This is a genomic window from Conexibacter sp. CPCC 206217 (assembly GCF_030646165.1).
Lineage (GTDB): Bacteria > Actinomycetota > Thermoleophilia > Solirubrobacterales > Solirubrobacteraceae > Conexibacter.
The window spans coordinates 19633-46035 of sequence record NZ_JAUTDO010000001.1 but is presented as its reverse complement, the minus strand read 5'-3'; the positions used below and the strand labels follow the sequence as shown (position 1 = coordinate 46035).

Annotated in this window: 21 protein-coding genes and 1 pseudogene; 7 read left to right on the top strand and 15 right to left on the bottom strand. The window is 72.1% G+C overall.

Annotated elements, in window-relative coordinates; translation table 11 throughout:
- Positions 1-32 precede the first annotated feature (32 nt).
- The 4 genes from Q7L65_RS00195 to Q7L65_RS00180 all read right to left on the bottom strand — a co-directional run bounded on the left by Q7L65_RS00195 (position 33) and on the right by Q7L65_RS00180 (position 5988).
- Positions 33-785, bottom strand: a complete 753-nt coding sequence (locus Q7L65_RS00195; protein WP_304718185.1) for an ABC transporter ATP-binding protein — start codon at positions 783-785, stop codon at positions 33-35.
- Between the two features lie 11 nt (positions 786-796).
- Positions 797-2038, bottom strand: coding sequence for an ABC transporter substrate-binding protein (locus Q7L65_RS00190; protein ID WP_304718184.1), 1242 nt, complete (start codon positions 2036-2038; stop codon positions 797-799).
- A 93-nt stretch (positions 2039-2131) separates the two neighbouring features.
- Positions 2132-3898, bottom strand: coding sequence for a hydantoinase B/oxoprolinase family protein (locus Q7L65_RS00185; RefSeq protein WP_304718183.1), 1767 nt, complete (start codon positions 3896-3898; stop codon positions 2132-2134).
- Positions 3895-5988 (bottom strand): hydantoinase/oxoprolinase family protein, encoded by a 2094-nt coding sequence (locus tag Q7L65_RS00180; RefSeq protein WP_304718182.1) that lies wholly within the window; start codon positions 5986-5988, stop codon positions 3895-3897. Before Q7L65_RS00180 ends, Q7L65_RS00185 begins: the two co-directional genes overlap by 4 nt.
- Before the next feature lie 143 nt (positions 5989-6131).
- On the opposite strand from Q7L65_RS00180, the gene Q7L65_RS00175 reads away from it, so the two are divergent.
- The 6 genes from Q7L65_RS00175 (at position 6132) to Q7L65_RS00155 (ending at position 13825) form a co-directional block, all read left to right on the top strand.
- Positions 6132-6878 carry a GntR family transcriptional regulator gene (locus Q7L65_RS00175; RefSeq protein WP_304718181.1) on the top strand — a complete coding sequence of 249 codons (747 nt, stop codon included), beginning with the start codon at positions 6132-6134 and terminating at the stop codon, positions 6876-6878.
- Positions 6879-7278: 400 nt separating this feature from the next.
- The gene (locus Q7L65_RS00170; protein ID WP_304718180.1) at positions 7279-8994 is read left to right on the top strand and encodes a hypothetical protein; all 1716 of its coding nucleotides are present in this window, start codon (positions 7279-7281) and stop codon (positions 8992-8994) included.
- A gap of 29 nt (positions 8995-9023) precedes the next feature.
- A complete protein-coding gene (locus Q7L65_RS00165; RefSeq protein WP_304718179.1) occupies positions 9024-11228 on the top strand; it encodes an Ig-like domain repeat protein in 2205 nt (734 codons plus the stop codon).
- Between the two features lie 58 nt (positions 11229-11286).
- Positions 11287-11802, top strand: a complete 516-nt coding sequence (locus Q7L65_RS00160; RefSeq protein WP_304718178.1) for a hypothetical protein — start codon at positions 11287-11289, stop codon at positions 11800-11802.
- Between the two features lie 57 nt (positions 11803-11859).
- Positions 11860-11973: a DUF6131 family protein gene (locus tag Q7L65_RS27625; protein WP_370552496.1), complete on the top strand. Its 114-nt coding sequence runs from the start codon at positions 11860-11862 to the stop codon at positions 11971-11973.
- 271 nt (positions 11974-12244) lie between these two features.
- Positions 12245-13825, top strand: coding sequence for a carboxypeptidase-like regulatory domain-containing protein (locus Q7L65_RS00155; protein ID WP_304718177.1), 1581 nt, complete (start codon positions 12245-12247; stop codon positions 13823-13825).
- A gap of 15 nt (positions 13826-13840) precedes the next feature.
- On the opposite strand, the gene Q7L65_RS00150 is transcribed toward Q7L65_RS00155, so the two are convergent.
- Positions 13841-14425, bottom strand: a complete 585-nt coding sequence (locus Q7L65_RS00150) for a flavodoxin family protein (protein ID WP_304718176.1) — start codon at positions 14423-14425, stop codon at positions 13841-13843.
- A gap of 121 nt (positions 14426-14546) precedes the next feature.
- On the opposite strand from Q7L65_RS00150, the gene Q7L65_RS00145 reads away from it, so the two are divergent.
- Complete coding sequence (locus Q7L65_RS00145; protein WP_304718175.1) at positions 14547-15140, top strand: type 1 glutamine amidotransferase domain-containing protein; 594 nt, start codon at positions 14547-14549, stop codon at positions 15138-15140.
- A 34-nt stretch (positions 15141-15174) separates the two neighbouring features.
- Here the strand turns inward: Q7L65_RS00145 and Q7L65_RS00140 are convergent, their stop codons facing one another.
- The 10 genes and pseudogenes from Q7L65_RS00140 to Q7L65_RS00095 form a co-directional block, all read right to left on the bottom strand.
- Entirely contained in the window at positions 15175-16242 is a 1068-nt protein-coding gene (locus Q7L65_RS00140) for an NAD-dependent epimerase/dehydratase family protein (RefSeq protein WP_304718174.1), read from the bottom strand.
- On the bottom strand, positions 16242-16388 hold the full coding sequence (locus Q7L65_RS00135) for a hypothetical protein (protein ID WP_304718173.1): 147 nt from the start codon (positions 16386-16388) through the stop codon (positions 16242-16244). Before Q7L65_RS00135 ends, Q7L65_RS00140 begins: the two co-directional genes overlap by 1 nt.
- 88 nt (positions 16389-16476) lie before the next feature.
- Positions 16477-17034: pseudogene (locus Q7L65_RS00130) on the bottom strand (thiamine pyrophosphate-requiring protein); the annotation flags it as partial.
- Positions 17035-17076: 42 nt separating this feature from the next.
- Positions 17077-18615, bottom strand: a complete 1539-nt coding sequence (locus Q7L65_RS00125) for a calcium-binding protein (RefSeq protein ID WP_304718172.1) — start codon at positions 18613-18615, stop codon at positions 17077-17079.
- Between the two features lie 91 nt (positions 18616-18706).
- A complete protein-coding gene (locus Q7L65_RS00120) occupies positions 18707-21001 on the bottom strand; it encodes a lysylphosphatidylglycerol synthase domain-containing protein (RefSeq protein WP_304718171.1) in 2295 nt (764 codons plus the stop codon).
- Between the two features lie 80 nt (positions 21002-21081).
- Positions 21082-21741 carry a response regulator transcription factor gene (locus Q7L65_RS00115; protein ID WP_304718170.1) on the bottom strand — a complete coding sequence of 220 codons (660 nt, stop codon included), beginning with the start codon at positions 21739-21741 and terminating at the stop codon, positions 21082-21084.
- Positions 21742-21746: 5 nt separating this feature from the next.
- Positions 21747-22898, bottom strand: coding sequence for an ATP-binding protein (locus Q7L65_RS00110; protein ID WP_304718169.1), 1152 nt, complete (start codon positions 22896-22898; stop codon positions 21747-21749).
- 55 nt (positions 22899-22953) lie between these two features.
- The gene (locus Q7L65_RS00105) at positions 22954-23853 is read right to left on the bottom strand and encodes a hypothetical protein (RefSeq protein ID WP_304718168.1); all 900 of its coding nucleotides are present in this window, start codon (positions 23851-23853) and stop codon (positions 22954-22956) included.
- A gap of 184 nt (positions 23854-24037) precedes the next feature.
- On the bottom strand, positions 24038-25585 hold the full coding sequence (locus tag Q7L65_RS00100; protein ID WP_304718167.1) for an aldehyde dehydrogenase (NADP(+)): 1548 nt from the start codon (positions 25583-25585) through the stop codon (positions 24038-24040).
- A gap of 57 nt (positions 25586-25642) precedes the next feature.
- Positions 25643-26386, bottom strand: coding sequence for an SDR family NAD(P)-dependent oxidoreductase (locus Q7L65_RS00095; RefSeq protein ID WP_304718166.1), 744 nt, complete (start codon positions 26384-26386; stop codon positions 25643-25645).
- Positions 26387-26403: the final 17 nt, after the last annotated feature.

Here is a 26403-nt window from a genome sequence, read left to right as displayed (position 1 = left end):
TCGATCCATAGCCCGCGTGTAGGCCGCTGACTTCAAGCATCCGAGGGCACCTCCGCTCGCGCCCCGAAGTACGAGGCCACGACCTGCGGATCGGCTCGCACCGTCGCCGGATCGCCCGAGGTCAGCGTGCGACCGTGATCGAGCACGTGGATCCGCGTGCAGACGCTCATGATGAAGTCGATGTCGTGCTCCACGACGACGAGCGCGCACGCGTGCTGCTCGACGATCGCTCGCACCGCTAGCCCGAGCCGTCGCGTCTCGCTGTCGTTGAGCCCGGCAGCGGGCTCGTCGAGCATCAGGACCTGCGGGTCGATCGCGAGCGCCCGCGCGATGCTCAACCGCCGCGCGTCGCCGTAAGCGAGCGCCGACGCCTGGACGTCCGCGCGATCGCCGAGGTCAAGACGGTCCAAGAGGCGATCGGCCTGCAGTTCGGCCGCTCGCCGCCGCGAACCGGCGCCGATCGCGGCGGCCGCGACGTTGTCTCTGGCCGACAGCGCGCCGAACAGCCGCACGTCCTGGAAGGTCCGCGCAAGGCCGCTGCGAGCGCGTCTGTGCGCTGACAGTCGCGTGACGTCGGTCCCCGCGAGCCGAATCGTTCCGGCGGTGGGACGCACGAAGCCCGTCGCGGCGTTCAGGAACGTCGTCTTGCCCGCACCGTTGGGACCGATCAGCCCGAGCGTCTCGCCGCGTGCGACATCGAGCGAGACGTCTTGCAGCGCGTGCACGCCGCCGAAGGCCACGGTGAGGCCGGCGACCTGCAGCAGAGGGTCAGCAGGAGGGACCATCGCGGCTTCGCTCAGGACTCGGGCGCGACGGTCGCCACGAACGTGCGTCTGCCGCCCTGGACGCCCTCGATGATCATCGGACGCGTCGCGGGATAGTGCTGCTCGGCGGTGAAGCTCGTCTTGCCGACGATCGTGTCGACATCGCTCAGCGTCGGCATCGCGGCGACAAGCGCCTTGCTGTCGCCTGACTTCGCCTTCAGCGCGGCGGCGCGCAGCACCTCGACCATCGCGTAGCCGAGGAAGGCGTCGGAGACCAGCGGGACCTCGCCGTACTTCGTCTTGTACGCCTCTACGAGCTGATTCACTCTCGGATTCGGATCGTCGCCCCACAGCGATGCGTACGCGGGGTTGTAGAAGTCGCTGAGGTTCGGAACGGTCTTCAGCCAGTAGTCGCCGCCCATCGAGATGCCTCCCACGACGGGCACGCCGACACCGCCGGAGCGCAGTTGGCGCAGCGCGGTCGCCGCCGGTGGCGGGTAGCAGATCAGCATGATGAAGTCCGGCGGCGAGGCGAGGCGACCGATCGTGCTGACCTGTGTGGCGATCGAGGCGTCGTTGGCCGAGAACGTGTCGATGCCGACGATGCCCGCTCTGCCAGCGCGCTTGGTCCACTCCTGCTCGAAGGCCGCCTTGAAGTCGGTCTGATAGGCGATGCTCGTGTCCCACAGGACGTAGCAACTGCGCCATCTCATCTGCTCGAACGCCCATTGCGCGACGCAGGCGGCCTGCGCCGGCGCGCAGTTGGACATCGTGAAGGCGACGTCGCCGATGCCGGTCGGCCCCCACTTGGTCGTCGCCGCCGACGGCGACATCGCGAGCACGCCTCTCTGCTGGCACGTCAACCCGATCGGCGCGCCGAGGTCGTAGTCGCTGGTCGCCACCACGACGTCGGCGCCCGCGGACAGCACGTCGACGGCGGCGCGCGCGGCGTTTGCGACCTTCGACTTCGTGTCCGAGACGGTGGTGCTGAACGCGGGGTCGGACGGGCCGTCGCCGATCGCGAGTCTCGCCATGTTCATCGCCGAGACGTCGAACGGCTGCATCAGCCCCGACTCGCCGATCGCGAAGCCGAGCTTGAGCGCCGTCGCGGCGGTGGTGGCCGCGCCCGTGGCGCCCGTGGCGCCCGCCTCGCCCGAGTCGCTGCCGCAGCCGGCGAGCAGGTTCGCACCCACGCCGCCAAGCGCCGCGGTCAGCGCGAGACGCCCTCCGCCGCGCACGAACGCCCGTCGTGTCGTTGCATCTTCGAAGCCCATTAGCTTGTCACCTCTCGCCGGCTGTGGTCGCTGTCAGCACTGCGGGTTTGATATGCCAGATCGCTGATCTAACATACGAAGTTGGAGGGGTGGTCATCTTGTCCCTTTGTCCAAGGTGAGCGGCGTCGCGTGCGCCCCGCCGTCGACAGCGCGCCGCGCGCGCGTCGCGGACTCGTCAACGGCCAGGTCCGGACCGATCACGACCCCGTAGTCGCGCGCCGCGGCGGCGGCGGTCACCTTGCCGTCGAGCACGTCGTCGAGCACGCGCTGCGGATCGCGCGCGAGCGGACTGCCGTAGCCGCCGCCGCCAGCCGTCACGTGACGGTGGATCTGCCCGGGTGCCAGCTCGATCACGACCTTGCTCGGCAGCAGCCGCTCGCCCGGACCGGGATCGAGGATGTTCAGGCACGGCGCGCCGGGCTCGCCGCCGGCGAGCCCGTACGGCCGGTGCTCGCGCCGGTCCGAGCGCACCTGCAGGATCCCGGGCGAGAGCAGGCGGATCTCGCGCGCGATCGAGAGGCCGCCGCGCCAGCGCCCGGCGCCGCCGGTGTCCGGGACGTAGGCGAACTCCCGCACCTCGACGATGCCCGACTGCTCCAGCTCCTCGACCGGGCTGTTGGAGAGGTTGCCCGCGAGGTGGCTGGCGCCGTCGAGGCCGTCGCGGCCGAAGCCGCCGCCCCACGCACCGAAGAGCGCGTCGACGATGATCGACTGGCTGCCGTCCGCGTGCGTGACGCCGAGCGTGAGGTTGTTGGGTCCGCCGTCGCCGGCCGCGGGGATCGTGTCGGGCAGGATCTCCGACATCGCGCCCCAGATCGCGTCGACCAGCCGGTATCCGACGAGGCCGCGCGCGGCGCGCGCGGCCGGGCGGCGTCCGTTGACGATCGAGCGCTCCGGCAGCGTGAAGCGCACCGCCCGGTAGAGGCCGGAGTTCGCCGGGATGTCGCCGCCGAGCGCGGCCTGCAGCGCCGCGAAGCTCGCCGACTTCGTGAAGGCACCGGTGCAGTTGAGCGCCGAGCGCACTTGGTCCGCGCTGCCGGTGAAGTCGAAGTGCGCCTCGTCGTCGGCGATCGTCACGCGGACGTGCAAGGGCACAGGGGCGCTGCCCATGCCGTCGTCGTCGAGCCAGTCGACGAACGCGGTGGTCGCGTTCGGCAATGCCGCGAGGCGACTGCGAACGAGCGCCTCGCTGTAGTCCATCAGCTCCTCGACCAGCGCGTTGAAGCGCTCGATGCCGTGCTGACGGACGAGCTGCTCGAGCTGCCTGGCGCCGCCGGCGCACGCCGCGACCTCTGCCTCGATGTCGCCGAGTACGACCTCGGGGTTGCGAACGTTCTTGCGGAGGATCCGCAGCAGCGTCTCGTTGCGGACCCCGTCGCGCTCCAGCCGCAGGATCGGGATCTGGAGGCCTTCTTCGAAGATCTCGCGCGAGTCGACCGCGTTGCCCCCGGGGACGCGCCCGCCGATGTCCGACTGGTGCGCGATCGCAACGGTGAACGCGACCCGCACGTCATCGTGGAAGACGGGGCGCACGACGAACACGTCGGGAAGATGCATCCCGCCTTCGTCGGGGTCGTTGAAGACGAACACGTCGCCGCTGCGCATGTCGTCGCCGAGGCGCGCGATCAGCTGCTCCATCGCCTCGGGCACGGAGCCCATGTGCATCGGCGTGCAGTTGCCCTGCGCCAGCAGCCGGCCGTCGCCGTCCGCCAGCGCTGTCGAGAAGTCCATGCTCTCCGCGACGATCTGCGAGTGCGCGGTGCGGATGATCGTGATCGCCATCTCATCGGCGATCCCGGTCACGGCGTTGCGAAAGACCTCCAGGCGAATCGGGTCGACCTGGCTGCGCTGCGCGGTCATGCCGCCTCCCCGTCGTTCCACTCGATCACGATGTTGCGCTCCTCGTCCAGCCAACAGGCGGCCCCGGGCGGGACGACCGTCGTGCTGCCGCTGTCCTCGACGATCACCGGACCCTCGACGCGCCCGGCGGCGAGCGCGGCGCGGGAGCCGACGAGCGCTTCGACAGGACCGGCGCCCTCGTCGAAGAAGCACAGCCGCGAGGATTTCGCGACCGGTTCGTCGAGCTGCGCGCCGACGCGGTCGGCGCTGCCGTCGATCGTGGCGCGCACACGCAGGTTGAGGAGCTCGACGAGCTCGTCCGCCGCGCGCCGGCCGTAGGTCTGCTCGTGTTCGTCGTGGAAGCGCTCGCGCAGCTGCCGCAGCGCCGCGGTCGGCGCCTCCGTCTCGCTGCCGATCCGCAGGCTGTGGCGCTGGCCGCGATAGCGCATGTCGGCCAGACGCTGGAGGCGAACGCGATCGGTCGCGAAGCCGCCGTCGTCGAGCACCGCGACCGCGTCGGCCTCCAGCCGCCGGAACGCGTCGCCGATCGCCGTCGCATCGATCGGCCGCCTGCCCCACGGCAGGACCTCCTGGCGCTCGACGTCTGCCGCAAGCAGTCCGACGCAGCTGAAGACGCCGCTGTGGACCGGGACGAGGATGCGCCGGATCCCGAGCGCGCGCGCGAGCTCCGCGGCGTAGAGCGGCCCGGCCCCGCCGATCGCGACAAGCGTCGCGCCGCGTGGATCGCGGCCGCGTTCGCTCGTGACGGCTCTCACCGCGCGCGTCATCGTGCTCACCGCGACCAGGTACGCCCCGCGCGCGAGCCGGAGCGCGTCGAGGCCGCTCGTCTGCACGAGCGGCGCGAGCGCACGCTCCGCGAGCCGCGGCTGAATCGCGACCCGCCCGCCGGCGATCGCGACCGGGTTCAGGTATCCGAGTGCGACGTTGGCGTCCGTCAGCGTCGCCTCCCTGCCGCCGAGCCCGTAGCACGCAGGCCCCGGATCGGAGCTCGCGCTCTCGGGGCCGACGCGCAACGCGCCGCCCGAATCGATCCGGATGATGCTGCCGCCGCCCGCGCCGACCTCCGCGATGTCGATCGACGGCACGCGGATCAGATGTCCGGCGCCCTGGCTCAGACCGCGCGGGGCGTTCATGCCGCCGCCGACCTCCATGTCAGGCGCGACGAACGGCTCGCCGCGCTCGATCAGCGACGCCTTCGCCGTCGTGCCGCCCATGTCGAACGCGACGACCAGGGGGAGATCCTTGCGTCGCGCGAGGTCGCGGACGCCAACGACGCCGGCGGCTGGACCGGACTCGATCAGCTGAACCGGTCGCTGCACGGCGAGCGACGACTCCATCAGCCCTCCGCTCGACTGCATGATCAGCAGCGGCGCCGCGGCGCCAGCGTCGGCGAGCGACCGGCGCATCGATTCGACGTAGGTGGAGACGATCGGGCCGACATAGCTGTTGACGACGACCGTCGAGGTGCGCTCGTACTCGCGGATCTCGGGAGAGACGTCGACGGAGGCCGAGACGTACACACCGGGCATCAGCGCGCTGATCTGCTCGGCAAGCGACCGCTCCAGCTCCGGTTGCAGGTAGGAGTTGATCAGGCAGACCGCCACCGCCTGCGACCCGGCGGCGCGCAGCTGCTCGACGAGCGGCTCGAGCTCCAACGGCGCGGTCGATCCGCCTTCTGGATCGGCCGCCTCCACACGTGCGGCGACGCCGAACCGCCGTCGCCGGGGGACGAGCGGCTTGGGCTTCTCCCACAGCAGGTCGTAGAGGAAGGGACGTCGCTGACGCCCGATCTCCAACACGTCGACGAAGCCGTCGGAGGTGACCAGCGACGTCACCGCTCCGTCGGACTCGAGCACCGCGTTGGTGGCGACCGTCGTTCCGTGCGTGATCGCCGCGAGCCTGTCCGGGGTCTGCGCGACCGCCTCGAGGGCCGCTCGCAATCCGTTCATCACACCGGTCTCGAAATGCGGCGGCGTCGAAAGCACTTTGAGGGCGACCAGCTGTCGGGCCGGGCCGATCAGCAGGACGTCCGTGAACGTCCCGCCGATGTCGATACCGACGCGCCAATCCGCTTGAGCTGCCTGTTCCATGGCCGGGCAAGGTACAGAACTAAGATCTCAGATGCAAGAAATGGCATTCCAAAGCTGCGAACAGAGCCGTTCAGATCCTTCCGACTGTAGGATCCACCCGCGATCTTCGATCGCACGTCCAGCGACTAGGAAGAAGGCACGCGATGACCCGCAGCGACGGACCAGCAGGCCCCGCCCGGGTGCCGACGCTCGTCGCGCCGACCCAGCCGGCGAGAAGGCTCAGCCAAGTCGATCGCGTCTACGCCGGCATCAAGCAGCGGATCATCCATCTCGACTACGCCCCGGACGCGGCGATCAGCGAGCAGAAGCTCGCCGGCGAATGGGGCACGAGCAAGACGCCGGTGCGCGAGGCGCTCGTGCGGCTTCAGCGCGACGGACTCGTCAGCGCCCTGCCGCGCTCCGGCTACCGCGTCACCCCGATCACGCTGAAGGGCACGCAGGACCTCTGCGCGGTGCGCGCGCCGCTCGAACAGGAGGCGGCCGCCGCGGCGGCCGTCCGCGGTATCGAGGACGGTCTCGCACGCGAGCTCGACGCATCGCTCGACGTGCGCTACGACAACCGCGACCGCGACACGATCGAGCCGTTCATGCGCGCGACGTTCGGTTTCCACGCGGCCGTCGCCCAGGCGTCTGGCAACGACCGGCTCGCGGCGCTCGTCTCCGATCTGCTCGACGAGCTCGAGCGCGTGCTGCGCATCGTGCTCGAGACGCTCCCTTGGTCAGCGTCCGCGCACGAGCAGCGCAAGTCGATCCTCGCCGCGATCGTCGATCGAGACGCCGAGCGCGCGCGCTCGGCGATGGCGGCTCGCATGCGCCACTCGCAGCGACAGATCCTCGACTCGCTGATCTCGACGGAGTCCGTCCATAGCGCCTCGATCCGTCGCGACTGAGCGGGACCGTCCCACCTCGTGAGGCGCCGCCTGCTCCGGCGGCCTCGGGCTCGCGGCGGCGATCCTGTTCGACGCGTTCGTGATCCGGCTCGTGCTGGTGCCGGCGGTGCTGTACCTGCTCGGCAGAACGGCATGGTGGATGCCGCGTGGCTCGACCGCCGGCTGCCGCGAATCTCAGGCGAAGTGCCCTGCGCCTGGCAGTGAACGCACTTTAAACCTGATGAGACACGATCTTGTTTGGTTCACGAGCGGGAAACATCCCGGGTCGTTCGCTCGTCAACCATCGCTGTTCCACCCAAGGTCCTACCCCCTGGAGCAATCGTTGCGCACTGCAAGAGCGATCGCGCGCGCCGTCGGCGTGCTCGCTATCGCATCCACCTTCGGCCTCGCGAGCATCGCGGTGGCTGAGGCTGCCACTCCTCTCTCAGATTCCTACAACCGCACGACATTCTCGCTCGACGGGACCGCGGGCGGCGGCTTCCCGCACGGCTCCAACGGAGCCGGCTACTCCGTCGAGGCGCTGCAGGCCGCGGGCCTGCAGAACGGCGGAACGCTGTCGGTCGACGGCTTCGACTACCAGTTGCCGACCGTCGGCGCGGGCAGACAGGACACGCTCTACCCCGGTGGCGAGGAGCTGTCGCTGCCGCCTGTCACGCATGCCAATCGGATCGGGATCCTCGCGGCGTCCGGCTACGGCAACACGTCGGTCAACATGACCGTCCACTACACCGACGGCAGCGAGTCGACGGCGAATCTCGGTGTGACCGACTGGTGGCGCAGCGCCGAGTGGAACGGCGCGCCCAACGGCGCGCGCACCAAGCGCACTGTCGAGGCCGCGCGCTTCGCGTACGCCAACGACGGCAGCGGCAGCAGAACCACGCAGGGCGCGTACTGGTTCTCGACCTCGGCGCAGATCGACGATTCCAAGACGGTCGAGTGGGCGAAGTTCACGCCCGGCGACTCGGCCTGGCCGTACATCTACTCGGTCGCGCTCGCGTCGGGCGATCCGAAGCCGCTGGAGCAGTCGTTCAACGAGAACTCGATCGGCGCGGTACCGACCGGCGGCCAGGGCGACGCTGAGTTCGGCGTCGACCGCTGGGCCTTCTCGCAGGCCTCGCTGGCTGACAGCGGCATCACCGCGGGCACCAGCGTCAGCGCCGGCGACATGACCTACACGTGGCCGACGGTCGCCGACGGCGCGCCCGACAATCTCGACTGGTGGGGGCAGCGGGTCGCCGTCGACGCCGTTGCCGGCGCGACGCACCTCGGCTTCGTCGCCGCCGCGCCCGGTGGGCCGGCGTTCGCGAGAACGACGATCGGCTACGCCGACGGCACGACCGGCAACGGCGAGCTGGTCGTCAGCGACTGGGTCCTCGGCGACATGGATCCGCCGTCGACCGGCAACACGATCCTGACGACGATGAGAACGCGGCTGTCGTCCGACGGCACGCAGGATTACCCGACGCGCCTCTTCTCCGTCGAGGTACCGGTCGACCCCAGCAGGCAGCCCGTCTGGATCCAGGCCGAGACCCCGTGGGCTGATGCGATCCACGTCTTCGCGATGTCGTCCGCGATCGTCACGGCGAGAACGCCGGACACGAGACTGCCGGGCACCGACCCGGTGCTCGAGCCGGTGATCCCCGAGATCGGCGAGCCGTGGGCGGATACGCCGCTGGTCGACGTGCCGCCGGTGGTCGATCCCGCGCCCGTCGCGCCGGTCACGCCCGCGCCGTCGGCGTCCGCGGCTCAGGCTCCGACGCCGCAGACGCCGGCCCCGGCCCCGGCCGCGACCGCCGTCGGCGAGATCGCTCGCGCGACCGTCGTCGTGCCGCGCACGCTGCGGCTCGACGCGAGGGGCGGGATCGCGCTGCGGTTGCGCTGCGCGAAGGGTGCCGACTGCCGCGTGCGTGCGACGGTCGCCGGCCGCGACGGCCAGCTCGGTCGCAGCGCGCTGGTGACGGTGAGCGAGGGCCGCACGGTGTCCGTGCGCGTCGCCCTGTCGCCCGCCGCCCGTCGCGCCGTCGCGCGCAGAGGTGCGCTCGCCGTGCGCATCGCCGCGGGCGGCGCGAACGTCAGCGCCGTCGTGCGTCCCGTCGCCCGCTCGGCGCGCAGATGACCACCACTTCGATCCGAGAGACCGTCGCGATGAACACTCCCACGACCACGCTGCGCAGCCGCGCGCGCGGCGCGCTTGCGGTGACGCTGCTGGCCGGTGTGCTGGCGGTGCCGGCGCTGGCCGCGACAGCGCAGGCGGCCGACAGCATCTACCCGGCCAACCAGCGTTACGCGCCGACGCCGGTGCCGGATCGCGTCACGCTGATCCCGACCGACGATCCGGCGCACAGCCAGCGCATCAGTTGGCGCTCGACGACGACCACGCCGCGGGCGCAGATCGTCGAGGCGCCGGTTGCCTTCGGCGACGTCATGACCAAGCGCCTGGAGCCGCATATCGGGCCGGACTTCCCGCGCCCGGACTTCGCCAGACTGGGCTATGTCGACGGTGTGACGAGCACCGTTCCCGGTGACATCGGGACCGGTTACACGGACCGTTACCAGATGGTCGAGTTCACCGGCCTGGAGCCGAACACGCGCTACTCCTACCGTGTCGGCGACAGCACCAACCCGGATCCGTCGTTGGGCGGCTCGGGCGCCGGCAACATCAACAACTGGAGCCCGTGGCAGGACTTCACGACCGCCGCGGCGGGCCTGCAGCCGTTCTCCTTCATCTACTACGGCGACGCGCAGAACCACCTCGCGTCGGCGCTGCCGCGTGTCTTCAACGCGTCGCTGCTGGACCGTCCCGACGCGAAGCTGCTGCTGAACGCGGGCGATCTGATCAACCAGACGGGCACCGGCTCCGGCGACCTCGCGGTGCAGGAGAAGGAGTGGGGTGAGTGGTACGCGGCCGGCGGCTTCGCGAACCAGACGCGCAACGTGATGGCGATCCCGGGCAACCACGAGTACAACGGCTCGGACACGATCAGCCCGTTCTGGCGCCCGCAGTTCCCATACCCGTTGAACGGCCCCAGAGGCGCTGACGGCGAGCTGCTGCCCGCCGTCGAGCAGAGCGCGTACTACTTCGACTACCAGGGCGTGCGCTTCATCGGCCTGGACTCCAGCCCGCTGGAGAACGGCCCGACGCAGCAGGACGTGCTCGATGCCGAGAACAGATGGCTCGTCGACGTGTTGAGCGATCCGGCGCGGCCGAAGTGGACCGTCGTCTCCTACCACCACCCGGCCTGGAACGGCACCGGCACGCGCGACTACGCGACGGTGCGCGAGAACTGGACGCCGCTGTTCGCGAGATACAACGTGGATCTGGTCCTGCAGGGCCATGACCACGTCTACAACCGCGGCAACCGGACGGTCGACGACGACCCGGTCAACCCGGACCTGTCGCACGGCACCGTGTATTCGATCTCGGTCTCCGGCGGCAAGATGTACAAGCTCAGCGACGGCAGGAACTGGAGCGACAACGGCGCGCACCGGCGGATGGCGGCCGAGGACGTGCAGGCGTACCAGCTGATCGACGTCGACAGGGACACGCTGACGTACCAGTCGCGCGTGTCCAACGGCGGCTTCCTCGACGGCTACCAGATCACGAAGCCGGGCGGCTGGGACGCGCACAAGGACGTGCTCGACCTCAAGCGCGATCCCGATGCGACCGACCCGCCGGCCGCGCCGGCAGCGGAGACGGACACCTCGCTGACGGTCACGCCGATGCAGGCGACCAGCGGTCAGCAGGTGACGCTGCGCGCGAGCGTCGGCGGCGGCGCGCCGAAGGGCGCTGTCAGCTTCTTCGACGGCGCGGCGCAGGTCGGCAGCGCAACCCGGGTGATCGACGGCGTCGCGCAGCTGCGTACGGCTGATCTCGCCGTCGGCGCGCACGCGCTGACGGCGCGCTTCTCGCCTGCGCCGGGCGCGCCGTTCACGGCGTCGAGCTCGGCGGGCGCGCCGCTGTCGGTGCTCCCGCCGGTCATCAAGGCGCTGCCGGCGCCGGCCGTGCCGGCACCCGCCGCCGTGCCGGCTCCGGTGCCTGCTCCCGCGCCCGCTACGGCGAAGGCCGTCGTCAGCGCGAAGCTGGCGAGCACGAAGGTCAGACAGGGCAAGCGCGTCGCGCTGACGGTCGCGGTGCACGGCGGCAGCGCGGCGGCGACCGGCACCGTCCGCGTCACCGACGCCCGCAGCGGCCTGACCTGGAGCGGGGCGGCGCGCTTGCGCGACGGTCGCGTGAAGGTCAGCTCGCCGCCCCTGTCGGGCAGCGGCGTGCACCGTATCGCGGTGCGGTACAGCGGTGCGAGCGGCCTCGGCACCGCCTCGGCGAGCGTGCGCCTGCAGGTCGTGCACTGAGGTGCGGCGCGCGGGAACCGCACGGCTCCCGCGCGCCGCGGGGGCGATCGCGGCTGTCGTGGCCGCGATCGCCATCGTGCTCCTCCTCGCCGCGTGCGGCGGGGACGAGCACGGCTCCGCGGCGCGCACGACGGCCGCCTTCGCCACGACGGCGGGCACCCCGATCGTCAAGGACGAGCATTTCCTGAACGCCGACGACCCGGGCGTGCTGACGTTCGAGAACGGCGACTGCTTCCGCGACCCGGCGACCAACGAGGCGCTCGGCGAGGCCGAGTTGAACTCGGTCGAGTGCGTCGGGGCGCAGAACGAGGTCTACACGTTCGAGACGCTGCCGGACGGCCCGTGGGACGCGGCGGCGGTCGCGCGCGCGGGGTGGAGGCAGTGCGGGCGTGCATTCGGGGAGCTGTGGGGACCGAGAGCCTCGAGCCCGTTCAGCTACTACCCGGCGCTGCCGACGCGGCGCTCGTGGAACGAGGACAGAGACCGCAGCGCGATGTGCGTCGTCTACTCCCCGCAGGGCAGATTGAGAGCGGACCCGATCGAGGCGCGCGGACAGACGAGCGGCGGGGGCTAGGCGGCCGCATCGAATCGCCGGTCGCCGAGCATGCTCGGATTGTTGATCGGACTGGTGGTGAGCAGCAGCATCTTGTGGACGATCGGGATCGTGCTCGTGCTGGTCGGCATCGTCTTGTGGATCTTGGGTGCGACCGGCCGCGCCGTCGGCGGACGAGAGCGCTGGTGCTGACGCGCAGCGCTGACACTCGATGACGGCGCACCCGGCCTCGATCAAGGGGATTGTGCCCGTGGCCGTCAGGCCGTGGGAGGGCGCCCAATGTCTGGGTGGGGTCCTAGGTCAGCGGCGACGACTGTTGGGGTAGGTTGCCGCGGTGTACCGTGCGGCGGACGGTCGCAGTCTCCGCCTGTGTTGGATCGAGCAACCCGACGGAGACATGAGATCGCTTTTGCGTCGCCTTTCCCGCAGCGCGTTCGTTGTCGCGCTTGCGTTCGTTGCCCTGATGCTGTTGGGCCTGAGCTCCAGTGCGCTCGCCTACGAGCGGCCGGCCGGTGGCAGATGGATCTTCGAGAACCTCTTTGACGACACCAGAAGCGGTGCGTTCACGCTCTCGCAAGACGGCGGCACGGTCGTCAAGCTCGTGCTGACGCCAGGCGAGGACAGCGTCGACCAATGCGGGTCGCAGTCGATCCGGCTCGTGACCAGAGCGAAGATCAGGTCGTACGCGACCGTCAACGGGCGCTATGCGTTCGGTCGCATCAGAGCGGGGCTGTTCGTGCCGACGGGCGTCACGTTCAAGCGCGGTGTCAGAGCGGTGGGTGGCAGACTGCTGCTGCTGTTCGACCAGACCGGGAAGCGGGTGGACAGCGGCAAGGCCGAGCTGCCCGGCGATTGCCACATCAGCTTCTACGCGCGCAAGCAAACGGTCCGTGCGGCGGTGGCCGCTGCCGCGCAGGAGGGGAAGGTCAAGGACGAGCGGTCGAGTGGGACCGGCTACGACGACCCGAGGATCGAGGCCCGCTGCGACATCAGCTCGCTCGAGGCGACAATCCAGGGGTCGACGCTGCAGGCGATCGTCACGTCGCGCGGCGAGGTCGGCGAAACCGGCAGCGCTCAGCTGCGCATCAACACCACGGGCGGCGGCAGCTCCGCGCCGGAGTTCGTGGTCGGCGACGACGGTAGCGTCAGCACCCCCAACGGCAGTGCGACCAGTCGCGGGGCGGGGACCGTCACCGTCGTCGGCAGGCAGATGACCTTTCGCGTGCCGCTGGGCCTGCTGGGCAGAGCGGCGAAGAAGCTCGGTGTGCAGGCGAAGACCTGTGGCGAGGGTGCGGTCGACGTCGCGCCGGGTCCCGACTACTTCGGCAGAGACGCGGAGCCGGTCTACAGGTATCTGACGGCTGTGCCGGCCGAGCGTGTGATCGACGGGCGCGTGATGCTGATCTGCGCGTCGAGCGGCCGCATGTGCCGCAGACTGCCCGTCAAGGGGGCGACCGTGAAAGCGGTCGGCGGCTCGCCGAAGCGGACCTTCACCGGCGAGACCGACGAGAAGGGCCGCTTCGAGCTGGGTGTCGAGAAGGGTCTCTACACCGTCACAGCTGATGCCGGCCCGCTGCAGCTGGAGACGCGCAGCAAGCGTGTCGACGTGCAGCGGAGAAGAACCGGCAGCGCGGCCTTCGAAGGGTGCGGGATCGGCTCGTCGCTGGCCGGGACGGCGGCGGTCAACGGCGGGACGTGGAGAGGTGGTAACAGAGACTGCCTCAACTACTTCGAGATCAGCTGGCGGCCGTCCTCGCAGGCGCTGTCGATCAGTTGGAAGTCGATGCCGGTCTGCACCGGCGCCGGCGGCAACTGGGTCGGCCCGGCGAAGCTGCTGCTCAGAAGCCAGCTGCTCGACCCCGGCCAGGCCGGCCACAACCTCGTCGTGAAGCCGGCCGAGGTCGGCTTCCTGTACCCGATCTACGCGCCGCAGAACGGCAACAACGTCAGCGGCACGCTCACCGCGGCCGGCGGCAAGGTCAACGCGAGATACGTCGAGGGCCTCTGCACGTACGGCATCAGCAACCTCTCGCTGAACCCATAGACGGTGGCCGACCGCTCAGCCGGTGAGCGCTTTGGCGGTGCGGACGAGGTTGCGGGCGGCGGTCTCGCCGGTTCTGCGAGACCACTCATGGCCGTGGTCGGTGTCGCCGTAGGACGGTCCGGGGCCGGGGCCCATGTTCCAGTAGGTCCACGCCTGGCCGGGGACGGTGAAGCCGATGTCGATCGCGCCCTGCGCCAGTTCGGCGATGACGTGGTGGGCGCCGTCCTCGTTGCCGGTCACGACGAAGCCGGCAACGCGGCCGTAGGCGATCGGCTCGCCGTCGTCGCCGGTCTCGGAGATCAGCGCGTCCATCCGCTCCAGCACGCGCTTGGCGACGCTGGAGGGCTGTCCGAGCCAGGTCGGCGTCGCGATCACGAGGATTTCGCTGGAGACGATCGCTGCGCGGATCGCCGGCCAGCCGTCGCCATAGCCCTGCGGCTCCGACGCGACTCCTTCGAACACGTTCTCGTCGACCACGCGGTAGGTGAAGGTCGTGACCTCTTCGCGCTCCAATGCGGCGCGCACGACGCTGAGCAGCCGCTCGGTGTTCGATGGCTGCGGCGAGCGCTTCAGGGTGCAGTTGAGCAGTGTGGCTCTCATGCTCGGACCGCTACCCGCGTCCACGCGCGTTCAGACGACAGCTCGCAGGTTGCGACGAGCGGATCCGGGCAATTGCTGGTGCGCAGAGCCGGTTCACGTGAACGAGCGAGAGGAGCCACCAATGGCAAACGCACTGGACGGCAAGACGATCGCGATCCTCGCCGCCGACGGCGTCGAGCAGGTCGAGCTGGAGCAGCCGCGTAAGGCGGTCACCGACGCTGGTGCGACGACGGTGCTGTTGTCGATCCACGACGGTGAGATCCAGGCGACCAGACACGACATCAACCCGGCCGACAGATTCGCCGTCGACAAGCTCGTCGGCGACGCTTCGCCCGGCGACTACGACGGGCTGATCCTGCCCGGCGGCGTCGCCAACCCCGACAACCTGCGCCTCGATGCCGACGCGATCGCGTTTCTGCAGGCGTACTTCAAGACCGGCAAGCCGGTCGGCGTGATCTGCCACGGCCCGTGGTCGCTGGTCGAGGCCGACCTCGTGCGCGGGCGCACGATCACCTCCTACCCCAGCATCAGAACCGACATCGTCAACGCTGGCGGCAACTGGGTCGACAAGGAGGTCGTCACCGACCAGGGCCTCGTCTCCAGCCGCAGCCCCGACGACCTCCCCGCCTTCTGCGCCAAGCTGATCGAGGAGTTCGCCGAAGGCCGCCACCAGATCCACGACGAAGGCGCGACGGCAAAGGCGAGTCTCCGATGAAGGAAGACGACTGCTTCAAGGTCGTGCTGCAGCCCTAGCGAGCGGACCCGGGGTCGCGCTTGCCGACCCCGGTCGCCAGCTCGGTGCTGCGCAGCGGGCCGCTGCTGCTTGCGGCGAGTGGAGGGGTGGGGTGGTCGGCGCCGTCGCGGATGCCGTCGAGCAGCTCCAGCAGCGCGTCGTCGGCGGTGACGGTCGCGCGCCAGCCGAGCAGCGCCTGCGCGCGGCCGGCGTCCATCAGCGGGACGCCGAGCGCGAGGTCGAGCCAGCCGGGCGGGCTCGGTTGCAGTCGCAGCTTCCAGGAGAGGTCGGCGAGCGCGCGCACGACGCCGCCGCGGGTCGGGACGCGGCGTGCTCCGAGCGTCGTCGCGAGCCGCTCGGGATCGAGCACCGGCTCCGCGGCGATGTTGAACGCGCCGTGCGCGTCGTCGGTCAGCAGCGCGCGGCGGTAGGCGTCGCCGACGTCGCGTGAGTGGACCGCCTGGAAGCGCAGGCGGGGGATGTCGGGCACGACGGGGATCAGCGCGCGGCGCACGAGCGGGTTGGGCAGGAACGGTCCGGCGAACAGCCGCCGGATGCCGGTCGCGGCCTCGCGTTTGAAGATCAGGCCGGGGCGCAGCCGCACGACGCGGATCTGCGGCTGGGCCTGTTCGAAGCGGTCGAGCATCCGCTCGACCTCGGCCTTGTGGCGCGAGTAGAACAGCGTCGAGATCCCGTCGGTCGGCCATGACTCGTCGACGCGCCGGTCCTTGGGACCGGGAGAGTAGGCGCCGACCGAGGAGGCATAGACGATCGTTCTGACGCCGGCGCGGGCGGCGGCGGTGAAGACGCGGGCGCTGCCGTCGACGTTCGTCGCGCGGGTGACCGCGTCGTCGCGCGAGGGCTGGATCAGCCAGGCGAGGTGGATCACGGCGTCGGCGCCGCGCAGCGCGTCGGCCAGGTCGTCGCGCGCGACGTCGGCCGCGACGAAGCGAACGCGCGGATCGTCGAACGTGGCGGCCCGGCGCGCGAGCGCGACGATCTCCTCGACGCCCGGCTCGCCGCGCAGCGCCGCCAGCACGCTCGTGCCGACGTTCCCCGTCGCTCCCGTGATCACGACGCGCATCAAGGCACCCGGACGCGGCTCGGCACGGGCTTGCGACCCTGCGCTGCGGCAAAGGAGGTGGGTGCCTGCCGGCCCGCCGTTGCCAGCCAGATCGGCTCGTTGAGGACGAGCACGCACAGCGGCCGCGCTGTCGTCTGTTCGGTCATCGAGAGAGAGGTACCCGTCACCGGTACGCGCTAACGATCAGCGTGCTCAGCGGCGGCGGTCGGGTCCGCGGCGGTCAGCGCGCGTGACTCAGCGGTGCGGCAGCAGCTCGGCGAGCTTCTGGCGGATCGAGTGGCCGAGCATGGCGCGGCGGTCGACGTCTCCGGCGAGCGTGGCGGAGGCGAACGCCTTCGCCTGCTCGAGCGTGATGTGGGGCGGCAGCGGCGGGACCTCGGGGTCGGTGACGACGTCGAGCACGACGGGTCCGCCGGCGGCGAATGCCTCGTCCCATGCGGCGCCGAGCGCGTCGGGATCCTCGACGCGGATCCCGCGCAGGCCGATCAGCTGCGCCCAGCGGGCGTAGTCGCTCAGGGTCGCGGCGCTATCGCCGACGAGATCGACCTCGGTCGGGTAGCGCAGGCCGAGCATGCGGCCGTCGATGTCGATCTGCACGGCGCGCGCCGCGCCCTCCTCGGGCAGGAACTCGGCGTAGGGGAAGCCGGTGCCGACCATCAGCAGGGTGTCGCACTCCTGCATCAGGTCCCAGCTCGGCTTCGTCCCGAGCAGCCCGATCGAGCCGGTCACGAACGGCAGCTCGTCGGGCGCCGCGGCCTTTCCGAGCAACGCCTTCGCGATGCCGGCGCCGAGCCGCGGTTGCCGCCCGGGGAGGAGGGGTGAGGCCGGGGACGCTCAGCCGCGTTTGACGACCTCGCAGTCGCGCCCGACACGGTCGCCGCGATCGGCCAGGACGACGTCGCGGCCGGTGCCGCACGCGATCTGGTCGGCCTTGCGGCCGCTGCTGCCGTCACGGGCGTCGAGGCGGTCGTCGCCAGGGCCGCCGTCAAGCCGGTCGTTGCCGGGGCCGCCGAGCAGGACGTCGTTGCCGGGGCCGCCGAGCAGGAGGTCGTTGCCGGCGCCGCCGAGCAGCCGGTCGTCGCCGCCGCGGCCTTCGATCAGGTCGTTGCCGCCCCTGCCGTCGATCGTCTCGCCGCGCGGCGAGCCGATCAGCGTGTCGCCGCGGCGGCTGGCCGTCGCCGGGGCGATCGTCGCCGCGATCGGGATCGTGTAGCCGCCGCCGCCCTGCACCGGCAGGTTGAAGGTCCAGTTGAAGGTGCCGGCGCGCGTCGGCGTCCCCTGCAGGACGATCCAGATGCCGTCCGGGGCGGGGAAGCGGGTGTAGGAGATCCCGGGCGGCAGCGCGCCGTCGACGATCGACAGCGGCACGACCGGAGAGCCGAAGGCGTTGCAGATGTGGACTCTGTCGCCCGTCCAGCTCTCGCCGACGCGGCCGCTGACACCGCGGTTGCACTCCAGCCTCGCCGGGCTCGGCGGCGTCGCCTCCTCCCAGCTCACCGAGACCCGCGGGTTCGTGTCGGTCTCGACGCTGGCGGCCGCGACGCTGAAGCTGCTGCCGCCACCTCCGCCGCCGGCGCCGCCGCCACCGCCACCGCCCCCGCCGCCGCCGCCGAAGTAGCCGCCGCCACCGCCGCCGCCGGAGCTGCCGACGACGGTGTAGCCGCCGCGCCCGCCGACGAGCACCGCGCCGCCGACGCCGTCGCCAGCGCCCGGGCTGTCGCCGCCGCGACCGCCGCCGTTGGTGTTGCTGCCAGCCCCGCCGCCGCGGCCGTAGGACTGGTAGAAGTGCGACGTCCCGCCGTCCCCGCCGTTGCTGCCGCCGATGCCGCCGATGCCGACGTGCTCCTCGGCGCAGCCGCCGCCACCGCCGCCGCCGGCCGCGACGACCAGCCGCGAGGAGATCGCGAGCGAGGTGCGGATCTCCGAGGCGCCGCCGCCGCCACCACCGGCGCCGAGGCCGGTGCCGCTGGCGCCGCCGCCGTTCCAACCGCCGGTCGCGGGACCGAGCGTGTGGCCGTTGTCGCCGTTGCCGCCGACGAAGATCTGCAGCGAGCGGGTGCCGGACGGCAGCGGCACGGTCGAGGTCACCTTCGCGCCGACGCCGCCGATGCCGCCGCCGCCGCACTGGCCTTGGCCGTAGTTGCCGCCGCCGCGGCCGCCGACCGCCTCGATGCGGACGCTGGTGACGCCGGCCGGCAGGTCGAGCTGCTGTGTGTCGCCGGTGGAGGTGAACGTTCTCGTCACGGTCGTCGCCTGCAGGCGCGGCGCGTCGGAGAGCGCGGCGGATGCCGGCGGGGCGGAGAGGGCTGCTGCGCATGCGACACCGGCGCCCAACGCCAGCATGCGGGGCACGACGGGCGATCTGAGCGGCATCGCGAGTCCTTTCGCGGAGATGAGGCCGATCTGGATCGACCGAGGGGGAGGGCGAATATACCGTCGCCCGCCGCCGATGCCCAGCCACGCGTCATTCGGCGCCGAGAGATGGGCGGCCGGGCGCGGCGTGCGGCGCACGCGGGCGGACGTCGTTCCAGGACAATCCCGTCGTGATCAGCGCCGGAACGCCGAGCACGAGTGCGGTGGCCAGCTCGACGACCTGGAGGACGATCCCGTAGGCGAGTGCGTCGGCGTACGAGAGGCCGTAGCCGGCGGTGAGCACGGCGACGCAGGCAGCCTGGAAGACGCCGATGTTCGATGGTGTGATCGGCACGGCGGCGGTGACGTTGACCGCGAACAGGACGGCCGCGGCGGCGGCCGGGCCGACGTGGGCGTCGAGGCCCAGGGCCACGAGCAGCACGTAGCAGGAGCTCCACTGGATCCCCCAAGCCAGCAGCTGCATCGCGGCGGCCTCCACGCCCAGCCGTGGGTTGCGGAACACGCGCAGGCCCTCGCGCGCCCGGGTGACAGCGGCGCGGAGGCTCGCCTCGGCGCCGCGCACGCGTCGCCATGGCGCTCTTGCGCGCAGGAGCACCGGCCCGAGGAGCACGGCGGCCACCAGCGCCAGCGGCGCGACGACGACGGCGATCAGCACGCCGCCACGGCCGCCCGAGAGGCCGAGCGAGGCGACCGTCACGCCGCCCAGCAGTGCGAGCGCGACGACGTTCAGCAGCGTCTGGGAGACGATCGTGCCGGCCACGGTGGGGAGCACGTCGCGCCGGCGGCCGCCGATGCGCCGCGACACCACGAGCGCACGGGCGGGCTCGCCCAGGCGGGCGGGCAGCGTGGCGGACAAGAGCACGCCGACCGACGTGCCGAGCAGTATGTCGCCCCGCCGGATGCGCAAGGAGGGCAGCGCAGCGCGCAGGATTGCGCGCCAGGCCACGGAGCGCACGACGATCGACAGGCACATCAGCGCCAGGCCCGTGACCACCCACGTCGGTGACGCGCGGGACAGCGTGTCGGTGAGCGGGTCGACCCCGATGCGCTCCAGCGCTCGCCAGGACAGGCCGATGCCGGCCGCGGCGGCAGCGACGACGGCGCCGCGTCGGGCGATCCTGGGCCGGCCGCGGCGCTGCCGGCCGGCCGCGGCGGGCTCGAGGCTGGGCAGTCGTCGGGCGGGCACGTGCGGCTGGCCGTCGGCGGGCACGAGCCCGTACTTGTGGCCGAGCCTGCGCAGCCCGCCCTCCGGAGCGGGTGCGGCGATCGCGTCGTCGTAGGCCTCCAGCACGCGCTCGGCGATCCCAGGCCAAGCGAAGCGCTCGGCGGACTGCGCGGCGTTGCCGCTGAGCGCCTGCGCGCGGGTCGGGTCGACGGCGAGGGCGCGCAGCGTCTCGGCCAGCGCGGTGGCGTCCTCGCGCGGGATCAACAGGCCGTCGACCTCGTGCCGGACGACGTCGCGGTAGCCGGCGATGTCCGAGGCGATGACCGGCGTACCGGCAGCGAACGCCTCGGTCAGGACCATCCCGAACGACTCGCCGCCCAGCGAGGGGGCGCACAGCACGTCCGCCTCCTGGAGCACCTGCCGCTTGCGGGCGTCGTCGACTTGGCCCAAGGCCTCGATGCCGCGGAGGTCGTCCAGCCACATCCGGGCGTCTTCGGTTCGCACGCCGACCATCGTCAGGTGCGCCGGGACCTGTTCGCGCAGCGCCGCGAAGGCGCGCAGCAGGACCGGCAGCCCTTTGCGCTGCACCGGCTGCCCGACGAAGGCGATGCGCAGCGGCTGGCCCGGCGCCCGCGGGGTAGGTGGGCGCAGCGGGGACAGGTCGACGCCGTTGGGGATCACCCGGTAGCGCCCACCCCAGAAGCGGCGCCCGGTCCAGGCGGCCGCCTCAGAGACCGCGACGCGTACGGCCAGGCGGTCCATGCGTCGCCGGGCGCCGGCCAGTGCGGCCAGCCCGTGCGACACCGCATGCTCGGAGTAGACGTGGAAGGTGCCCACGAGCGGGGCGTCGGTCGAGAGCAGTGCGTCCCAGCAAACGGCCGGGGCGACGGGCTCGTGCAGGTGGACGACGTCGTAGCCGCCGCTACGCAGCTCGCGGCGCGCGACGAGAGCGGCGGCGGGCGTCAGCGCGAGGTTGGAGATCGCACCGTTTGCCCGCAGGCCGAGGGTGCGCCCCAGCGAGACCAGGTAGTCCGGCAGCTCGCGCGCCAGTGGACGGGCGCCGCTGTGCCGGCGCGCCGAGCGCTGATCGTCGGGGTCGAAAGGCGCGAGCACCCGGACGTCGTGCCCGCGGGCGAGGTACTGGCCGGCCAGCGCCTCGATGTGCCGGTTCACGCCGCCCGGATACGTCCAGGAGTACGGCGACACGAGGGCGATACGCATGCGAGAGCTCATGCGACCCAGCCTCCGCTGCGACGGCGCCTCCCACCATCGGTGAACGCCCTGATCGGACCCTGAGCGCTTTAGATCATCCGCCGTTGAGCCGCCCAGCGGGTGAGCTCGTTGCGGTTGGTCAGCTGCAGCTTGCGCAGGACGTTGGAGACGTGGGTCTCGATCGTCTTGACAGACAGGTGCAGCCGCGCGGCGATGTCCTTGTAGGTGTAGCCGCGGGCGATCAGCAGCAGGACCTCCTGCTCGCGCGCGGTCAGCGAGTCGAGTTCGGGGTCGATCCGCGCCGCCGGCTCGGGCGAGGCCGATCTGCCCGTGAAGGCGTCGAGCACGAAGCCGGCCAACCACGGCGAGAAGACCGCGTCGCCGTTGGCCACGCGGTGGATCGCCGCGACGAGCTCCTCGGGGGTGATCGACTTCGTCACGTACCCGCGGGCACCGGAGCGGATCGTCGCCAGGACGTCCTCGGGCGCGTCGGACACCGAGAGCGCGAGGAAGCGCACGCCCGGGCGCTCGGCATGGACCGGCGCGATCACCGCGTCGCCGCCGCCGTCGGGCAGGTGGACGTCGAGCAGGACGACGTCCGGGTCCTGAGCGCGGATCAGCGGGACAGCCTCCTCGACGGTGCCGGCCTCGCCGACGACCTGCACGGTGGGGCCGAGGCCGGCGTGCAGGCCGGCCCGGAAGATCGCGTGGTCGTCGACGATGACGACCTTGAGCAGCGGGAGCGCCATGGTGGTCAGCTTCTCATTCGCGGCAACACCAGCTCCACCTCCGTGCCCGCCCCGGGCGCGGTGAGAACGGTGGCCCGCCCACCGCAGCGCTCCATGCGGCCGACGATCGACTCGCGCACGCCCCGGCGGTCCTCGGCCACCCGGGCCGGGTCGAACCCGCGGCCGGAGTCGCGCACGTAGACCGACGCCTCGTCGTCGGCCACGCGCGCCAGGACCGAGATCTTCTCGACGCCGGCGTGGCGCCCCGCGTTGGTCATCGCCTCCCGTGCGGCGGCGGCCAGCGCGGCCAGGCCCTCGTCCAGCGCCCCGTCGGACGGCTGCACCAGATCCACCTCGATGCCATAGTGCTCCTCGACCTCGGCGGTCGCCGTGCGCAGCGCGCTGGCCAGCGTGGCCGCCTCGCCCGGCGCCTCGCCCCTGTACAGCCAGCCGCGCAGCTCGCGTTCCTGGCGGCGCGCCAGCGCCTGGGCGCGGCGCGGGTCGCTCTCGCGCTGGATCAGCGCCAGCGTCTGCAGGACCGAGTCGTGCAACCGCGCGGCGAGGTCAGCCCGCTCGTCGGCGAGGATGCGTCGGCGCCGCTCCTCCTCCGCCTCCGCCCGGGCCTGCGCGAGCCGCGGGCCGACGAGCAGCCCCAGCCCGGCAGCGACGACGGCCGCGGCGATCAGCGCGCTCGACAGCCCGGCCAGCTTGTTGCTGTCGGTCAGGAACGAGACCGCGCCGCCGACCAGCAGCGCCAGGCCCGCGCCGACGCGCATGAGCTCGCCTCGCTCCAGTCGCTTGCCGGCGTCCCAGGCACTGATCATCTCGTGCCACACCAGCGCGACGCCGGCAGTCAGCAGCGCCGCCGGGACCAGCACGCTCAGCGGTGCGGTCACGACCTGCAGCCCGAGGGCGTACATCGCCGCGCCGAGCAGGAGCAGCAAGCCCAGCGTGGTGGGCGATCGCGCCGACCATGGCACGATCGGTCCCGGTTCGGCGGGCACCAGCAGCACGAGCGCCCCGTAGACGATGAGGCCGACCCCGCCGCTCACCACGAGCAGCGCCGCGCACGCCAGACGGACCAGGAGCACGTTTGCGCCGAGGTCGCGTGCGATGCCGGCGCAGACGCCGAACGCGAGGCGGTCGTCCGCGGCCCGTTGCACGGCCGGGAGCTTCACGTCCGCACCTCGACCGACCAGCCGCTCGCGCCGATCTTCCGCACGCGTGGGGATGTTAGCCCTCACACGATCCGGCAGCGGCCTCGACGCCCGCGGCGCGGACCGGAGCCGGCGTGAGCGCGGCGGCGACGACGACCAGGAGGAAGCCGACGACCTGCAGGACGATGCCGACGGTGTCGCCCGGCACCGGGTCACCGAACACGACGATTCCACCGGCGATGCCCACGATGTTCGCCGCGGTGCCCGTGATGGCGATGACCGGCACGGCATCGCCGTCCTGCAGCGCGCGCGCCGAAGCGTAGAACGCGCTGACCGAGGCGAGGGCCGCGACCAGCACCCAGGGCGACACGAGGCCGAGGGCGCCGTCGGTGGCCAGCAGGCCGGTGAGCGCCTTGAGCGCGACGTCCGAGACGCCGAACAGCACGCCCGCGGCGGCGCCGAGCGCCAGCCCCTGTCCCTTGGCGTGGGCGCCGACGACGCGCGGCCCGATGATCAGCAGCGCACCGACGCCCAGCAGCGCACCCTCGAAGGCGACCATCGCGGGCACCGAGTAGGAGGAGTGCGACCCGTGCACGACCGGCTGCGTGATGACGATCAGCCCCAGCCCCACCGCCATGGCGATCAGCCCCGCCCACTGGCGCTTGCTGACGGTGAAGCCGAACAGGCGGTCTGCCATCACGGCCAGCAGCACGAGGCCGCTGGCGAGCACGACCTGCACGACGGAGATCGGCGCCAGCGCCAGCGCCAGCACGTGGAAGATCCACGCGACGACCGCGACGAGCCATCCGATCATGAACCACCGCGACCGGAACAGCCCGGCGGCGGACGCGAGCGGATGCCGCATGTCCACCGGCGGAGCAGCGGCCGCGCCGCGGTGCTTGAAGAGGAACGCGAGGTTGGTGACGAACGCGCACAGCAGTGCGAAAAGTACGCCGAGTTCGAGCGAGAAGTCCATGCGACGAGTCTCCGTCCCGCCCGCCCGGCTCACCATCCGTGAGCACCCTGATTGAGCCCTGAGATGCGCCGTCAAGACCACGCCGATCCTGGACGGCATGAACTCCCGCTACGACAAAATGCAGATCGCGAACCGCTCGAGCGCCCGGACCGTCCCGTCGATCGGCAGCGTCGCGCCGCGGCGGTCAGATCCCGTCTCTCGTGAGGCGTCCGTCGACGCGGCGCCAGATCCCGGCCGGGTTGGCGTCGCGCAGCGGCGGCGGGAGCAGCGCCTGCGGCGCGTCCTGCCAGCAGACGGGTCGCAGGAAGCGCCGCGTCGCGGTCATGCCGACCGACGTCTCGCCGGGGGCGGTCGTGGCCGGGTAGGGACCGCCGTGCTGCATCGCCCAGCTGACGGCGACGCCGGTCGGGAAGCCGTCGAAGACGAGCCGTCCGCAGCGGCCGGCGAGCGCGTCGGCGACGCGGGCGGCCAGCTCGCGCTCGGTCGCGGCGTCGGCGTGGAGGCCGGTCGCCAGCTGCCCGTCGAATGACGCGATCGTCGCGAGCAGCTCCTCGTCCGATCCGTAGCGGGCCAGCAGCACGAACGGCCCGAAGCGCTCCTCGCGCAGCTCCTCCCGCCGCGCCAGCTGCGACGCGGCGACCTGGTAGGCCGCGGCGGACAGGCGGAAGCCCGGTCCTCGCGGTCGCGGCGCCGCGCCGTCGGCGCGGACCCCGCCCTGCCTCGCCAGCTGCTCCAGTTGCGTCGCCAGCGCGTCGCGCATCCGCTCGTTGAGCATCACCAGCGGCTCGCTCGCCGCGAGCCGCTCGGCGACGTCGGCGCACCATGCGTCGCCTTCCGCTCCGGCCGGCACGAGCACGACGCCGGGCTTGGTGCAGAGCTGGCCGGCGGCGCCGGTCACCGCGGTCACGAGCGATGCGGCGATCGCGTCGCCGCGCGCGGCGATCGCACCAGCCGTCACGACGATCGGGTTGACGCTGCCCATCTCCGCGTAGACGGGGATCGGCAGCGGTCGCCGCGCGGCGACGTCGAACAGCGCCCGTCCGCCGGCGGTCGAGCCCGTGAACGCGACTGCCCGCACCGGCTCCGCCTGCACGAGCGCCGCGCCGAGCTCGGCCGAGCCGCCCTGGACGAGCGCGAACGTCGCGCTCGGAAGGCCCGCGGAGGCGATCCCCGCCGCGACGTGCTCGGCGACGAGCGCGTTGACGCCCGGCTGCGAGGGGTGACCCTTGACGAGGACGGGACAGCCGGCCGCGAGCGCCGCCGCGACATCGCCGCCGGCGACGCCGAACGCGAACGGGAAGTTGCTCGCGCCGAAGACCGCGACCGGTCCGATCGGCACGAGCATGCGACGCAGATCGGGACGGGGGATCGGCACCGCCTGCGGATCGGCGCGGTCGATGATCGCCTCCAGCTGGTCGCCGGCCTCGATCACGTCGGCGAACGCCTCCAGCTGCCCGCTGGTCCGCTCCAGCTCTCCCGCCGCGCGGCCGGCCGGCAGCCCCGACTCGGCTTGGAAGCGCGCGCGCAGCCGCTCGCCGTCGGCGCGCAGGCGCGCGGCGACGTCTCGCAGCGCGTGGGCACGCCGCGCGACGTCGCGCAGCGCGGGGTCGGCGAAGGCGGCCGCCGCCGCGGCCGCGAGCGAGTCGATCGCCGCGATCGGCGTCGCCGGCCGCGACTCGCCGGGCTCGCCGGTGCGGGGGTCGACGGCGGTCAGGGTGGAGGAGGGGGTCATCGGGGTGTCGGTCCTTCGGTCGGAGGCGGGGGAGGAGGCGGCGCGACGTCGCGCCGTTCAGAACGAGGCGAGCAGGCCGCCGTCGACGAGGTGGGAGGAGCCGGTGATGAAGGAGGCGTCGTCGGACAGCATGAAGGCCACCGCCGTGGCGACCTCGCGCGTGGTGCCGATGCGGTTCAGCGCGTGGAGCGCGCCCCATTCGCGCAGCGACCTGTCCGGGTCGCCGGGCGTGAAGTACTCCGCGTTGGCGCGTACCAGCGGCGTGTCGATCGTGCCCGGGCAGACGCAGACGACGCGGATCCCCTGCGCCGCATGATCGAGCGCCATCGCTCGCGTCAGCGCGATGATCGCGCCCTTCGTCGCGGCGTACGCCGCGACCGACCGCTGCGTCGCCATGCCCTGGATCGAGCCGATGTTGACGACTGCTCCGCCGCCGGCCTGCTCCATCAGCGGCAGGCAGGCCCGCCCGACCAGGAAGATCGACTTGAGGTTGGTCGCCATCACGAGGTCCCAGTCGGCCTCCGGCATGTCGATGACGGTTCCGTGCAGCTCGACGCCGGCGCAGTTGACGATCCCCCGCAGCGGTCCGATCGCCCGCGCCGCGTCCGGGATGCGATCGCAGTCGGACGCGCGCGTGAGGTCGGCGACCAGCGGCGTGGTCCAGGCGTCGGCCAGCGCCTCGACGGCGGCGTCCTTGTCGACGGCCAGCACGTGCCAGCCGCGCTGCGCCAGCAGCTGCGCGATCGCGCGGCCGATGCCGGATGCCGCGCCGGTCACGACGGCGCATCTGATCTCTGTCATCACTCTCTCCATAATCG

Bases quoted from the DNA above. Each gene is read 5' to 3' on its own strand.
- Q7L65_RS00195 (WP_304718185.1), bottom strand. From the start codon at position 785: ATGGTCCCTCCTGCTGACCCTCTGCTGCAGGTCGCCGGCCTCACCGTG.
- Q7L65_RS00190 (WP_304718184.1), bottom strand. From the start codon at position 2,038: ATGGGCTTCGAAGATGCAACGACACGACGGGCGTTCGTGCGCGGCGGA.
- Q7L65_RS00185 (WP_304718183.1), bottom strand. From the start codon at position 3,898: ATGACCGCGCAGCGCAGCCAGGTCGACCCGATTCGCCTGGAGGTCTTT.
- Q7L65_RS00180 (WP_304718182.1), bottom strand. From the start codon at position 5,988: ATGGAACAGGCAGCTCAAGCGGATTGGCGCGTCGGTATCGACATCGGC.
- Q7L65_RS00175 (WP_304718181.1), top strand. From the start codon at position 6,132: ATGACCCGCAGCGACGGACCAGCAGGCCCCGCCCGGGTGCCGACGCTC.
- Q7L65_RS00165 (WP_304718179.1), top strand. From the start codon at position 9,024: ATGAACACTCCCACGACCACGCTGCGCAGCCGCGCGCGCGGCGCGCTT.
- Q7L65_RS00155 (WP_304718177.1), top strand. From the start codon at position 12,245: ATGCTGTTGGGCCTGAGCTCCAGTGCGCTCGCCTACGAGCGGCCGGCC.
- Q7L65_RS00150 (WP_304718176.1), bottom strand. From the start codon at position 14,425: ATGAGAGCCACACTGCTCAACTGCACCCTGAAGCGCTCGCCGCAGCCA.
- Q7L65_RS00145 (WP_304718175.1), top strand. From the start codon at position 14,547: ATGGCAAACGCACTGGACGGCAAGACGATCGCGATCCTCGCCGCCGAC.
- Q7L65_RS00140 (WP_304718174.1), bottom strand. From the start codon at position 16,242: ATGCGCGTCGTGATCACGGGAGCGACGGGGAACGTCGGCACGAGCGTG.
- Q7L65_RS00135 (WP_304718173.1), bottom strand. From the start codon at position 16,388: ATGACCGAACAGACGACAGCGCGGCCGCTGTGCGTGCTCGTCCTCAAC.
- Q7L65_RS00125 (WP_304718172.1), bottom strand. From the start codon at position 18,615: ATGCCGCTCAGATCGCCCGTCGTGCCCCGCATGCTGGCGTTGGGCGCC.
- Q7L65_RS00120 (WP_304718171.1), bottom strand. From the start codon at position 21,001: ATGCGTATCGCCCTCGTGTCGCCGTACTCCTGGACGTATCCGGGCGGC.
- Q7L65_RS00115 (WP_304718170.1), bottom strand. From the start codon at position 21,741: ATGGCGCTCCCGCTGCTCAAGGTCGTCATCGTCGACGACCACGCGATC.
- Q7L65_RS00105 (WP_304718168.1), bottom strand. From the start codon at position 23,853: ATGGACTTCTCGCTCGAACTCGGCGTACTTTTCGCACTGCTGTGCGCG.
- Q7L65_RS00100 (WP_304718167.1), bottom strand. From the start codon at position 25,585: ATGACCCCCTCCTCCACCCTGACCGCCGTCGACCCCCGCACCGGCGAG.
- Q7L65_RS00095 (WP_304718166.1), bottom strand. From the start codon at position 26,386: ATGACAGAGATCAGATGCGCCGTCGTGACCGGCGCGGCATCCGGCATC.